The organism is Rhodospirillaceae bacterium (assembly GCA_028819475.1).
Lineage (GTDB): Bacteria > Pseudomonadota > Alphaproteobacteria > Bin65 > Bin65 > Bin65.
In genome coordinates, this window is record JAPPLJ010000013.1 from 16,695 (window position 1) to 30,237 (window position 13,543).

A 13,543-nucleotide genomic window follows, 5' to 3' on the forward strand; every position below is an offset into this window, starting at 1 on the left:
CACGGGTGCCGCTAGTTTGCTGAATTGCCGATGGCAATCGAAGGGCAGAAAACCATGAAACCGGACCTGAAAATCGCCGACAGCATGCTCGATCTGATCGGCGACATTCCCCTGGTTCGTTTGAACCGTGTCGGCCGGGAGAGCGGGGTCGAAATTCTCGTCAAACCGGAATTCCTCAACCCCAGCGGCAGCATAAAGGACCGGATCGCCAAAAGAATGGTCGAGAAGGCCGAAGCTCAGGGGGATCTCCGCGAGAATTATCGAATCATCGAGGCCACAGGCGGAAACACCGGAACCGCGTTGGCGTTTGTCAGCGCTGTCCGGGGCTATGATTTCGTCGCCTATGTTCCGGACAAGATCGCCGATCCGTCGCGTGTCGCGATCATGCTGGCCTACGGTTGCGAGGTCGTTACCGTCGATACCGACGCCTACGAAGCCGCCCGTACGGGCGAGAGCCCCGCGGACTCGGATACCGGAGCGCACGGCGGGTACCTGGAGCTGGGCGGGCGGCAATTGTGCCTCGATGCCGAACGCGAACAGGCGGACGTGTGGTATGCGCGGCAATATTCCAGTCCCGCCAACGTCGCCGCCCACCGCGAGGAAACGGCAAAGGAGATCCTGGACAAGACCGACGGTGCGCTGGATGCCTTCGTCGCATCCGTGGGCACCGGCGGCACGCTGTTCGGCATTGCGCAGGCGCTCAAGGAACACGATCCGGAAATTTCGGTCTGGGGCGCCGAACCGGCGGGAAAGCCGATGGTTGGCGATCCGGGCGCCTATCCCCTGATCCCGGATATTTCCGACGGCATTATTCCCGACATCCTGGAGAGCGGGCTGATCGACGGAGTCTTTTCGATTAACGACGAGGAGGCGATCGGCATGGCCCACCGACTGGCGGAAAGCGAGGGAATATTTTGCGGCATGTCGGGCGGCGCCAATGTCGAGGCCTCGCTTCGCCTTGCCGGAAGACTTGGTTCGGGCAAGCGCATCGTCACCGTCCTGCCGGACAGTCGCGATCGCTATCTGCAGTTCGAGAAATACACGACGTAAGCGGCCCGTCGGTCCGGCGCCCGAGCCGTACGCCGTGGCTGTTGCGAGAAATCCGGGCTAGAATTCTTGCGGGCGAGAATTGCCGAGACCAGGGGAGAGACCGCCCATGGAACCGGTTGACGTCATCGTTGTCGGGAGCGGCGGGGCGGGCCTGCTGGCGGCCTGCGTGGCGGCGGAGATGGGTTGCCGCACCCTGCTGGTCAGCAAGGGTCAGGTGGCGCGGTCCGGCGCGACCGCCACCATAACCGGCGACACCTGTGTCGATGGCCAAACCGCCGTCCACGAACTCGGCCTCAAGGCGGACGACAGCGATACTCAGGACGCCTTTTTCGAGGACACGGTCGTCGCGGGAAAGTTCATTAACGACCGGCGACTCGCTGCGGCCATGGTCTCGGAGATCGGACCCGAGGTGAAGCGGCTCAGGGAGGACGGTCTGCGCATGTCCGATCCGGTCCTGACCCCCGGCCATCGGACGGCGCGCGGGGTCTGGTTCTCGGGCATGGAACTGATGCAGGTCTTGCGCAAGAGAGCGCTCAAGGCCGAGGTGATGGTTCGGGAGGAGTTCTTCGCCACCGATATCCTGACAACCAACGGTGTGGTCGCGGCGCTTGGCGGGCTCGATCTCCGAAGCGGGGCGGTGGCCTGCATTCAGACCAGGACCGTCGTGATCGCCTGTGGCGGGGGCATGATGGTGTATCCCGTGCAGACGGCGCCCGAGGAGCTCACCGGCGATGGATATCGTCTTGCGCTCAGCGCCGGGGCCGAGCTGATCGACATGGAGATGGTGCAGTTTCTGCCGTGCGTGCTCGCTGAGCCGCAGATCTGGCGGGGCATACAGTTCCCGTGGCTGCTCGGCCCGCAGGCCGGCGTTCGTGCCTGGCTGCTCAACCGGTACGGCGAGCGGTTCATGGAACGCTGGGATCCGGAGCGCATGGAACTGTCGACCCGCGATGTCATCGCGATCGCCTGCATGAAGGAGGTGCTGGAGGGTCGCGGCGGACCGAACGGCGGGGTGTATCTGTCCTGGGCGCACCTTCCCGGCAATATCATCGACTTCATGCAGGACTGGTCGTTCAAGACGCAGATGCGCGGGCAATGGCGCTGGGAAGGGTTCGATTTCGCCGGGCTGGTCGAGGAAATAAAGGCCGGCCGGGCAGTGGAAGTCATCTCGGGGAGCCATTTCTTCATGGGCGGAATCGCGGTCGACGAGAACTGCGCGACGCGGGTCCCGGGGCTTTATGCCTGCGGCGAGGCGGCGGGCGGGGCCCACGGCGCAAACCGGCTCTCCGGCAACGCGGGCAGCCAGATTCTGGTTCAGGGCCGCCGGGCCGGCGTTGCAGCGGCGGCTCACGCCGCTGCAACGGGTCAGGAGCCGGTTCGCCGCGATAGCTGGGAAAGTGTCTCCGCCGGGCTCATGGCGCCCCTGGAGCGCGACGGCGAACTACGGCCCTTCGAGTTCAGGGAGCGGATCCAGGAGATTGCCCAGCACCACGTCGGTGTGGTGCGTACGGGGGCCTCGCTCGCCGCGGCGATGGACGAGGTGAGAGACCTGCGCGAGAACGCGTTGCCCCAAATCTCCTGCCGAAGCAAGGAGCGGCGCTACAACAAGGAGTGGGTGGAGGCCATCGAATGCGAAAGCCTTCTCGATACGCTCGCGGCGATCGTGATCGGTGCGGACGGGCGGACGGAAAGCCGGGGCGCCCACTACCGGGAGGACTTTCCGACGGAGGATAGCGGTGCCGCTCCGGCAAACGGCTTCATCAATCGGCATAATGGGGCGCTGGTCCGTACGACCCGTCCGGCGGACTGCCGGCGCATGGCGTACCCGTCGGACACGGCGTAGACCGGGAAGATGCGTCTCACCGTTGTCAGAGGTCCGCCGGAATGCAATGAGGGCTCGAACGAGCAGTCATTCGAACTGCCGGACCTCAGCGGCGCCAGCGTCAGCAATGCCCTGCAATATATCAATCGCCATATCGACGGCAGCGTCGCCTATTATCTTTCGTGCCGGCGCGGTCTCTGCGCGTGCTGCGTGGTGCGGATCGACGGCAAGATCGAAAAGGCGTGCGTCGTGCCCGCGCGGGACGGAATGGTCCTCGAGCCGGTGAAGCAAAGTCTCCTGATCAAGGATACCGTAGTGCATCTCGGCATGCCGCGAACGTCCGAGTTTCCGCTCGTCGATGCTGCGTGCCACGCGCAGCCGTCGCGAAAGCCCGCCTCGGGAGTCGCCGACGACAGCGAGAAGACGCGTGAATAAAACCCGGGTTCGCGATGAGAGGACCCGACGGCGAATAATCGGGAAGCAGGCAACGATGGGAGGCCTCCGAACCGTCCGATGATGCGCTACATCGCCCGCAGACTCCTGCAAGCGGTCCCCGCCGTCTTCGGGATCATCATCATCAACTTCTTCGTGCTGCACCTGGCGCCGGGCGACGCTGCGGACGTGCTCGCCGGCGAAGCGGGCGCCGCCAACGAGGCCTATATGAAGCAGCTGCGCGAGACCTTCGGCCTCGATCAGCCGCTTCACGTGCAGCTCTACGAATATGTCGCCAATATCCTACAACTGAATCTCGGATACTCCTTCCGCCACAACATGGCGGTCGTCGACCTGATCGCCGAACGCCTGCCGGCAACATTGTGGCTCATGCTCTCGGCCGTCTTTCTGGCCGTCGGGCTCGGCATCCTGCTCGGCGTCACCTCGGCGCGCTTCGTCAACACGATCGTCGACCGCATCGCCTCCGTATTGGCGCTGCTCTGCTACTCGACGCCGGTCTTCTGGATCGGCCTGATGATGATCGTGCTGTTCTCGGTCGAGCTGGGCTGGTTGCCGAGCGGCGGATTCGAGACGATCGGCGCTGACTACACCGGCCTGGAACGGGTGCTCGACGTGCTCTGGCACACATTGATGCCGGCTCTTGCACTTTCCCTGTTTTATCTTGCCGTCTACGCGCGTCTGATGCGTGCCTCCATGCTGGAGGTCTATCGCCTGGACTTCGTGACCACGGCGCACGCCAAGGGCCTCTCCCCGGCGCGCGTGGCGTTCAAGCATGTGCTGCGCAACGCCCTTCTGCCGGTCGTCACCATGGCGGGGCTTCATCTGGGCGGCATGCTCGGGGGCGCCGTCGTCGTCGAGGTCGTCTTCAGTTGGCCCGGAATAGGCCGGCTGGCGTTCGACGCGATCTTCCAGCGCGACTTCAACCTGGTGCTAAGCATCCTGGTGCTGAGTTCGGTGCTGGTTATCGTCACCAATCTGGCGGTCGATCTCCTGTACGCGTGGCTCGACCCGCGCATCGAGATTCGCTGAACCATGAGGCGGCTGACCGAGTTCTGGCGCCGCTACCGCCGCAACGTGCTGGCGGTACTCGCTTTCGGGGTTCTCCTGGTCGTCGCCGCCATGGCGGTTTTCGCCGACCTGCTCTATCCGCAGGGCCCGTGGGAAATGGTCACCCGGCCGTTCCTGTGGCCGGGAGACCGTTCGCAGCATCTGCTCGGGTCGGACATGCTGGGCCGGGACGTCATGGCCGGAATCGTCCACGGCTCGCGGGTGTCTCTTCTCATCGGCGTTGTGGCGACCGCCGTCGCTTTCATCATCGGCACCCTGGTCGGCGCGACCGCCGGATATTTCCGCGGCTGGGTCGACGACGTTCTCATGCGCTTCACGGAAATCTTCCAGACCATCCCGCCGTTCATGTTCCTGATCGTTCTGGTTGCGATCTTCAAGCCGAGCGTGACGACCATCACGCTGGCCATCGGCATCGTCTCCTGGCCGACACTGGCGCGCCTCGTCCGCAGCGAGTTCCTGACCTTGCGCGAGCGCGATTTTGTCCAGGCCGGCTTCGTGATCGGGATGAGCAACACGCGGATCATCCTGACCCAGATTTTGCCCAATGCGCTGCCGCCGGTGATCGTCACTTCATCCGTTATCGTGGCGACCGCGATCATCAACGAATCGGCGCTTTCATTTCTTGGTCTCGGCGATCCCAACCTGATGAGCTGGGGGACGATGATCGGTGCGGGCCGCCAAGTGCTCCGGAACGCCTGGTACCTGACTGCCCTGCCCGGCATCGCAATCCTGCTGACGGTTCTGGCCCTCAACATTGCCGGGGACGGCCTGAACGATGCCCTCAATCCGCGGCTCAAGAGCGGATGAACGGCGTCGCCCCGCCGCTGCTCGAAGTGCGAGCGCTGGAGACACGCTTCTCCACAGAAGCCGGTCTCGTTCACGCTGTGGACGGGCTTTCGTTTGCCGTGAACAAGGGCGATAGCCTGGCGCTCGTCGGCGAATCGGGATGCGGGAAGTCGGTCACCGCACTGTCGATCCTCTGTTTGGTGCCCGACCCTCCAGGACGCGTGGCCGGCGGCGAAATCCTGTTCGAGGGCCACGACCTCCTGAAGCTATCGCGGCGCGACATGCGCCACATCCGGGGCGGCGAGATTTCGATGATCTTCCAGGACCCGATGACCTCTCTCAACCCAGTTCTTACGATCGGCGACCAAATCAGCGAGGCGCTTCGTACTCATGAAGCGGTTTCGCGGCGATCGGCATGGCGGCGATGCGTCGAGCTCCTGGAACTTGTCCGGATTCCAGATCCGCACCGGCGGGTGCACGACTATCCCCATCGCCTGTCGGGAGGCATGCGCCAGCGGGCGATGATCGCCATGGCGGTCGCCTGCGCGCCGAAGCTGCTGATCGCGGACGAACCGACAACCGCACTTGACGTGACCATCCAGGCCCAGGTGCTCGGTCTGCTCGACCGGTTGAAGCGCGAACTCGGCATGACGGTGCTGTTGATCACCCACGATCTCGGGGTCGTTGCCGAGTGGGCGAACCGGGTGGTCGTTATGTACGCCGGAAACAAGGTCGAAGAGGGGCGGGTCGACGAATTGTTCGCACAGCCGCTCCACCCCTATACCCAGGGACTGCTGGGGGCGATCCCCCAAGCCGGGCAGGTTCACTACACGAATGCCCAGTTGCACGAGATTTCGGGCACCGTGCCGAACCTGATCGATCCGCCAGCCAGGTGCCGCTTCGCCGAGCGATGCGCCAAGGCGATAGACATCTGCCATCGCGAATGTCCGGTGCCCTTTCGGCCTGTGGCCGGGCGCGAGGTCTCCTGCTTCGTGGCCGAACGGGATCTCGCCTGACCATGACCCCGCTCCTTCAGGTCGAAAACCTGACCAAGCATTTCGTCACCCGCCAAGGGACGGTGCAGGCAGTGGACGATGTCTCGCTCAGCATTGGCGAGGGGGAGACGGTCGGTCTGGTCGGGGAGTCCGGTTGCGGAAAATCGACTCTCGGCCGGATGATTGTGCGGCTGCTTGAGCCGACGAGCGGCACGATCACCCTCCAAGGCAAGGAGGTCGCTCATCTCCGGGGCGAGGCATCCAAGCGGTTTCGCCGCCGGGTTCAGTTGATCTTTCAGGATCCCTTCACATCGCTCAATCCACGATCGACGGTCGGGCGCATCCTCGAGGAACCATTGATCGTCCATCGCCTCGGAGGACGCGACGAACGGCGCGCGAAGGTCGAGGAATTGCTCCGGCGGGTCGGGCTGTCGCCGGGCGCCGCGGACCAGCTTCCCCATGAGTTTTCCGGCGGGCAGCGCCAGCGCATCGGGATCGCCCGGGCGCTGGCGCTCTCCCCCGAGTTGATCGTTTGCGACGAACCGGTCTCGGCGCTCGATGTCTCGATCCAGGCCCAGGTTCTGAACCTGCTCTCGTCATTGAAGCGGCAGACCGGCATCGCCTACCTGTTCATCTCCCACGATCTGTCCGTGATCCGATACATCGCCGATCGCATCGTCGTCATGTACCTCGGAAAGATCGTCGAGGTTGCCGGTCACGACAGTCTGTGGGACAGGCCGCTCCATCCCTATACCCAGGCGCTTATGGCAGCGGTGCCGCTGCCGGATCCACAGGCAGCGCGTAGCCGCGAGCGCGTGGTTCTGGAAGGTGATCTGCCCAGCCCGGTTTCGCCCCCGTCAGGTTGCCGGTTTCGGACGCGCTGCCCACATGCAGTCGACAGATGTGCCCGGGAGGAGCCCGCGTTGCGTGAAGTGGTTGACGGTCGATTCGTCGCCTGCCACCTCGTGACCGCGGAGAACGACGCGACGGCCATTGCGCCCGGCGACAGCGCCCCGCCGCCGCCTGCCGCCTGACGATTTTCCCGCAGCCGCTCTGCGCGGGGATTCAATCGAACAGTGTTCGCACATTGGGCAACCTTTCGATCGAAGACATGCGCGAGAGCAGCCGTTCGGTTTTCTGCGGCGACAGGATATCGCGGGCGCAGTCGCGGAACTTGCGTTCGAGGTCTGCGGTGGCGAACGGGCGAACCGGCGTGCCTGTCGCGGACCGATTTTCCAGTTCGAATGTGCGCCCATCCCGCAAGACGATCCGTACAGATGCGCCTTCGGGGCTGGTCTCGGAGACTGTGGGATCGGCTGCCATTTCTTCGGAGAGGCTCATCCCGACCTTGTTCATGGCCGCGACGAGTTGTGGATGATCGAGAATTTCCGGGTCGAGCTGCTCTATGGTGAGACGTCCGAAGACGAGAGCGCAGGCGACCGCGAAGGGCAGGCAGAACTGGGCCTGCATCACGGTCGACGGGCGCTCGCAAGTGAGCAGGTGGAGGACGAGAGGCGCGACCTCGCAGTGGACCAAAGCGACCTCGCCGGCCTCGATCGCATGGTCGCGGCACAGGGTGAGGGTCGCTTCCACGGCGGCCTGCGCGGCGCTGCAGACGGGATAGAGCTTGTAGGCGATGCCCGGGGTAACGAAAGCATAGGACTCGCCCAGCGAAGCGATCGTTTCGACAGCCGACCGGCCGTCGTTGTAGACTTGGAAGAAGCCGCTTGAACGCTCGAAACCGTCCAAAGGAGCGGAGATACCCTCCCGCGCCAATTCCGCGGCCAGGACGCCGCTCTCGGCGGCGCGAGCCGCACTGTAGGGCTTCGCCGCGCTGCCGAGCAGGGCGCGCGTGCTGCCGTTCTGAGCCAGGGCCAGGCCGATTGCCGTCGCCGTTGCCGCCGCGTCGAGCCCGAACGCCCGCGAGGCCGCGGCGGTCGCGCCGACGGCCCCGAGGACGGCCGTCGTGTACCAGCCCTTGTCGTACAACGTGCCGGTCGCAATCCGTCCTACTGCGTAGCTGACCTCGGATCCGGCGATAAAAGCGGCGAGCAATTCGGCTCCGTCGATATCCGCGCTTTCGGCAGCAGCCAGCGAGGCGGGGAACACGACCGCCGAAGCGTGCACGATCCCGTCGAAGCAGGTGTCGTCAAAATCGAGCACCTGGGCCGCCATCGCGTTGGCAAGCGCAGCGCCGCCGGCGCTTGCCTTGCGTTCCTCGCCGATGACTGTGGCGCCGCCGCTCCCGTACTGGCGGCGGACGGTCCGGCGAACTGCCTCAGCGGTCGCGTTTTGCGTTCCTGCGAGCGCGACGCCGAGCGTGTCGATCAGGGACCGCTTGGCATTCTCGACGACCGCATCCGGGGCCTGCGCCAGCGTGAATCCGGATGACCAGCGCGCCAACCGTTCGGCGAGCGGGTCGCCGGGCGACGCATCCGATAGGGCCGCTGATGATCGGGACTCGGAACCGCGGCGTGGCAAACCGCCCTCCGCCCTTGCTCCGCTCGCGCAGTGGAGGCTGCGCTACGCGCCGAGCGCGCGGCCGCCCCACACGTAGGCAATGACCGAGGCGCCGACCAATGCCGTGATCGATGAAATGTCGCGCTTCGAGTTGACCTCGTTGAGCGCAAACAGGCGGAGTTTGGGTTCCCGGCCGAGCATCCGGGCGGCCGCATAGGCGTCGCGTCCGTTCATGCCGCCCGGATTGCGCATCACCTTGCCGGGCGCATAGTGCTGGTCGAGGACGTCCACGTCGAAATTGACGTAGATGGCTTCCGTACCGTCACTCGCCCTAGCAATCGCTTCGGTCATCACGTCCTCAATCCCGCGTTCATAAACCTCGTCGGCGGTAACCAGGCCTACACCCTGGTCCCTGGCGTATTGCGCGTATTCCCGGGCCGCGAACCAGCCGTTCGCACCGATATGCGCGATGTTTTCCGGCCGGACCTGGCCGTCGAGTTCATCCATGATGCGGCGATAGGAGGATCCGCTCGCCGTTTCCAGGTCGTACAGGTAGCGCATGTCGAGGTGGGCGTCGAAGCCGATGACGCCGACCTGCCCGTCGGTTGCCCGGCAAAGACCGCGGCACGCAGCGAAGGTCAGCGAATCGTCGCCGCCCATCGTGACCGTGAGCGGGACCTCCGGCACGACCGACGACAATGTCTCGGAGACGACGTCATGCACCTCCTGCACGGACATGGCGTCGTCGATGCGCACATTGCCCAGGTCGCGGCCCGTCAGCCTGTCGGAGATATCGACGTCGAGAGGAATGCTGTAGCAGTTGAGATCGCCCAGGCACTGCCGCAAGGCGGCCGGACCCCCCGCCGAGCCCTTGCGGGCCGGAACCACGGTCGCGCCGTCGAAAGGGATACCGATCAAGACGGTATCGGGGCGGTCGGACGTCTCCGCCAGCCATTTCCCCATCGGGCGATCGACCGGATCCCCCGAGACGACGGGAACGGATTCTGCCGGCGGCGTAAACTTGTCGATCGGAAGCGGTGTTGCCATCGATGACTCCCAGGGTTAGACGCGACCCGGGCGCAATCAGCGCCCGGACCATGACGATCGGGCCTGCGGCTTGCCGGATTTCACGGTATCGTGGTGCCTGAAGACCGAACGCCACGGGCGCCCGGCCGAGCGGCGTCGGCAACGGCAGCGGTGACGAAAAAATCAAGCTCACGCCGGGAACGGCCTGCACTGTATCCGCAAATTGACTTGCGGAAGATGCAAGCGGGCAGGCGGCGCATTCGGCCGTTTCCGGACTGTGCTCCAACTCCCTACCGGGCCCGTTATTTCGCCAGATAGACGTCGGCAAACGACTCGTGGATGCCCAGCGGCGTGATCGCGTGGTTCTTGACCTTCTTGTTGTAAATTGTCACCAACTTCGTGAAGTTGATGTCGATCGCCGGCAGGTCGGCGACGACCTTTCGTTGAAACTCCTTGAACAGTTCCGCCCGCTTCGCGGCATCCGTTTCGACCTGAGCCGCTTCAAGCAGTTTGTCGACTTCCGGATTCGAATAACCCGAGCCGTTGGAGAACGGTACGCCGGGCTTGAAGTTCTTGGACCAGTACAATCGTTGCACGCCCAGCGTCGGATCGGCCGTGTTGTTCATCCAGTGATTGGTGAAATCGAACTTGCGCTGGATATAGACCGTGCGAACGTAGGTCGGGAAATCCGCACTGCGCAGTTCCAACTCGATCCCGATCTTGCCCAGCACCTGTTTCAGATACTCTGCGGTTCGCCTGAACGTATCGCCGAACGGCAGGAAATTGTGCGTCAGCCTGAAGCGGACGCCGTCGCTCCCGCGTTTGAATCCTGCTTCGTCCAGCAATTGCTCGGACTTTTTGGGATCGAGGGGATAGGTCGGTGTGTCCGGCGTGTAGTAGCGCGCCAGATCGCTGTGAATCGGGCCCGTCGCCGGTTTGCCGAAGCCGTACCAGATGTTGTCGACGATGAACTTCTTGTCGATTGCGTGTGCGATCGCCTGGCGCACCTTGCGATGCTTCAGATACTTGTTCTCGAGGTTGAACTCCATGCGCGCGACAATCGAGAGATAGCTGTATCCGCGCAGTTCGACACCGAGATGATCCAGCGACCCCAGCCGCGCCACATCGGAGAGCGGGACCGGGTTGTTGCCGCCCAAATGCGCCTCGCCCGTTTCGAAGGCCACCGCGCGCGCAGCCGAATCCGGGATCAGCCGGAAGATGATGCGGTCGAGATACGGCTTGCCCTTGTCCCAATAGTCCGGGTTGCGCTCGACGATGATGCTCTCGCCCTTCTTCCAGCTTACGAACTTGAAGGGTCCGGTACCGACCGGCGCGTTGCTCGTGGGATTGGCCTTGATATTCGTCCCCTCGTACAGATGCTTCGGGATGATAGGCGACTCTGCCGCTGCCAGGGCATTCATCATATACGGCGCCGGCTTGCTCAATTTGAGCACCACGGTATGGGAATCGGGTGTCTGAATGCCGGTTACGTTGGCGAAAGTCGCGCGCCCTCGCGGATGATGTTGCTTGAGTGTGTTGATCGAAAATGCGACGTCCGCGGCCGTAAAGTCCTTGCCGTCGTGCCATTTCACGCCTTGGCGGAGTTTGAAAGTAATTTCCAGTCCGCTCTTGCTCACTGCCCACGAAGTTGCGAGCGCAGGTTTGAGATTGTAGTCGAAATCGTAACTGACGAGTCCCTCGACGATTTTCGGCCCGACCACATAGGTCGGACTCGCGCTTGTTGCGGCGCCGACCAGCGTGGACGGCTGGGGATGCAATGTCATTACCAGGGTTCCGCCCCGGTTCGGTGTTTGCGCGTTGGCGCCGCCAAATGCGAGAACGGCAACCGCGACAAAGGCTGCCCCGGCAAACGCGGACATTGAAAACTGCCGCAGATTCGGCTTGGAAACAGTCATCAGGCCCTCCCGTCGCACCGCCAACCGGTCGCCCGATCGCGACACGGTCGGAATGCAGTTGAAAGCCCCCCCGACAAGAACGCTAGGACCCGCTTCCATTCGCTAAGCGGTCACTTCATTCTTGGTGTGGTTGATTCCGGGAACCGGGCCTGACTGTGGAGGACTCGACGACAAGTGTATCGGAAAATCCTCGAGTCTGCAATCGGCAAGCGGATCCGGCCACGATCTTCGCGGCCCTTGAGGCAACGGTCGGCTTGATATCGAACCGACCGCTTCAGCAGGCATTCATGAGATCTCTCCTATGCCAAAGCACCGAAGAATCGACCGGTGCGGGATCATGACCGTCAGCTTGCATCGGATGGCCCGGTGCGCCAAGGCGAAGCCGCCAGTGTAGCGGCACACCCTGACCAGTCGGCACCGGACCGGGGACCCGCCGCGCAATGGTGTCGGCTCAGGCCCTCAGGTAGCGGCCGAAGCCGAGTCTGAAGACGGCCTGTATGCCGTAGTTGCAGATCAGGCGGACCGCCCCCTGCGCCAGGATGCCGAGAAATATCGGGTCCGTCGCCATGTAGAGGCGGCTGGTGAAGATCAGGAAACCCAGGCCCATGTCGGAGGCCAGCATCTTTTCCGCGATCAGCATCATGGCGTAATTCGGTGTGTGCATTGCCCGCCGATCGGCGGGCTGAGCCATCGATTGTTCGCAACCCCATAGGGTCAAGTACGGGTGCCGAATTACACAGTCGCTACGAACTGCCATGGAGGTTCATCTGCCGAACTGATGCCAGTCCTCGCCCAGTATATCGTCCGCGATGCTGTCGGATATCCGGATCGCAGCCTGCCGCACGGAGTCGTCCGCCAGGTGGGCGTAACGCGCCGTCGTCTCGACCCGGCTGTGGCCGAGCAGCCGGCCGATCGCTGGCAGGGTCTCGCCGAGCGCCAGGGCCCGGGAGGCGAAGCTGTGCCTCAGGTCGTGCAGGCGCACGTCGCGCAGGCCGGCCCGCGCGCGGACCTTCTGCCAGGAGCCATCCAGGCTGCGCAGATGGCGGCCGGCGCGGCCGGCGACGACGAAGGGATTGCCCGGCACCCGGGGAATGCCGGCGAATACGTCCGCAGCCTCGGGCGACAGGGACACCGTCCGGGCGCCGGTCTTGCTGTCGGTCAGGCGAATCTCTCCGGTGTCCGGATAGATCGCGTCCCTGCGCAACGTCAGGATCTCGTTTCGCCGGCAGCCGGTCAGTAGCAGCAGGCGCAGTGCCGCCGCGGCATTGACGGCAATCTCGCCGTTCGCTTCCATCTCGTCCAGGGTTCTGCCCAGACGGCGGAACTCCGCCTCGGTCAGGAAGCGCTCGCGCCGGCGCGCACGGTATTTCCGGATCTGCCGGCACGGGTTGCTGCCCGCCGGCACCGCGCCCCGGTCCTCGGCCGCCCGGTAGACGCGCGCCAGCAGGTCGATCGCCTGGTTGGCCATGACCGGCCGGTCCCGGAGCGCCTCGTGGAACGAAGCAACCTTGGCTCGGTCCACGGCGAGGGCCGACAGTTTGCCGAAGGCCGGCAGGATGTGTTTTTCGATGGCGAACCGGTACGCCGCCGCCGTGGCCGGCTTGCAGCGCGCCGCGACGTGGTCCTCGAGAAACCGCCGGGCGAGCTCGGCGACCGTCGGGCCGTTGGCCTGCCGTACCGTCATCGGCTCCGGCACCGGTTCCTCGCCGGCCTTGATGCGGGAGACGATGAGGGCTGCCCGGCGCCTGGCCTCCTCGGCGGTGACGACGCCGTGCCGGCCGATGGCGATACGCCTGGCCGGCTTCCCGCCGGCCCGGGTCTGCACGACATAGGTTTTGCCGCCGTTCGGATAGACCCGCACCCCGAAGCCGCTGAGTTCGCTGTCCCAGAACACGGTGTCCTTCTCGACCGTCAGTGCGTCGACCGTGCGCCTGGAGATGGTGCGGGTCTTGAGAACCGCCATTGGA

General features: G+C 64.3%; 12 protein-coding genes. 7 read left to right on the forward strand and 5 right to left on the reverse strand.

The features are described from left to right. Positions 1 to 54 precede the first annotated feature (54 nt). The 7 genes from OXM58_02995 (at position 55) to OXM58_03025 (ending at position 7,208) form a co-directional block, all read left to right on the forward strand. On the forward strand, positions 55 to 1,050 hold the full coding sequence (locus OXM58_02995; GenBank protein MDE0147314.1) for a cysteine synthase family protein: 996 nt from the start codon (positions 55 to 57) through the stop codon (positions 1,048 to 1,050). A gap of 106 nt (positions 1,051 to 1,156) precedes the next feature. Then, positions 1,157 to 2,893 carry an FAD-binding protein gene (locus tag OXM58_03000; protein ID MDE0147315.1) on the forward strand — a complete coding sequence of 579 codons (1,737 nt, stop codon included), beginning with the start codon at positions 1,157 to 1,159 and terminating at the stop codon, positions 2,891 to 2,893. Positions 2,894 to 2,902: 9 nt separating this feature from the next. Next, a complete protein-coding gene (locus tag OXM58_03005; protein ID MDE0147316.1) occupies positions 2,903 to 3,307 on the forward strand; it encodes a 2Fe-2S iron-sulfur cluster-binding protein in 405 nt (134 codons plus the stop codon). A gap of 78 nt (positions 3,308 to 3,385) precedes the next feature. Then, entirely contained in the window at positions 3,386 to 4,354 is a 969-nt protein-coding gene (locus OXM58_03010; GenBank protein MDE0147317.1) for an ABC transporter permease, read from the forward strand. Positions 4,355 to 4,357: 3 nt separating this feature from the next. Further along, entirely contained in the window at positions 4,358 to 5,200 is an 843-nt protein-coding gene (locus tag OXM58_03015; protein ID MDE0147318.1) for an ABC transporter permease, read from the forward strand. Then, on the forward strand, positions 5,197 to 6,195 hold the full coding sequence (locus OXM58_03020; protein ID MDE0147319.1) for an ABC transporter ATP-binding protein: 999 nt from the start codon (positions 5,197 to 5,199) through the stop codon (positions 6,193 to 6,195). Before OXM58_03015 ends, OXM58_03020 begins: the two co-directional genes overlap by 4 nt. A gap of 2 nt (positions 6,196 to 6,197) precedes the next feature. After that, the gene (locus tag OXM58_03025; protein ID MDE0147320.1) at positions 6,198 to 7,208 is read left to right on the forward strand and encodes a dipeptide ABC transporter ATP-binding protein; all 1,011 of its coding nucleotides are present in this window, start codon (positions 6,198 to 6,200) and stop codon (positions 7,206 to 7,208) included. 31 nt (positions 7,209 to 7,239) lie between these two features. Here the strand turns inward: OXM58_03025 and OXM58_03030 are convergent, their stop codons facing one another. From OXM58_03030 to OXM58_03050, 5 genes are all read right to left on the reverse strand, one after another. Then, a complete protein-coding gene (locus OXM58_03030; GenBank protein ID MDE0147321.1) occupies positions 7,240 to 8,577 on the reverse strand; it encodes an MmgE/PrpD family protein in 1,338 nt (445 codons plus the stop codon). A 120-nt stretch (positions 8,578 to 8,697) separates the two neighbouring features. Continuing rightward, positions 8,698 to 9,681 (reverse strand): agmatinase family protein, encoded by a 984-nt coding sequence (locus OXM58_03035; protein ID MDE0147322.1) that lies wholly within the window; start codon positions 9,679 to 9,681, stop codon positions 8,698 to 8,700. A 281-nt stretch (positions 9,682 to 9,962) separates the two neighbouring features. Beyond that, on the reverse strand, positions 9,963 to 11,576 hold the full coding sequence (locus OXM58_03040) for an ABC transporter substrate-binding protein (GenBank protein MDE0147323.1): 1,614 nt from the start codon (positions 11,574 to 11,576) through the stop codon (positions 9,963 to 9,965). A 451-nt stretch (positions 11,577 to 12,027) separates the two neighbouring features. Further along, a complete protein-coding gene (locus OXM58_03045) occupies positions 12,028 to 12,240 on the reverse strand; it encodes a hypothetical protein (protein MDE0147324.1) in 213 nt (70 codons plus the stop codon). 99 nt (positions 12,241 to 12,339) lie between these two features. Next, on the reverse strand, positions 12,340 to 13,539 hold the full coding sequence (locus OXM58_03050) for a tyrosine-type recombinase/integrase (protein ID MDE0147325.1): 1,200 nt from the start codon (positions 13,537 to 13,539) through the stop codon (positions 12,340 to 12,342). Positions 13,540 to 13,543: the final 4 nt, after the last annotated feature.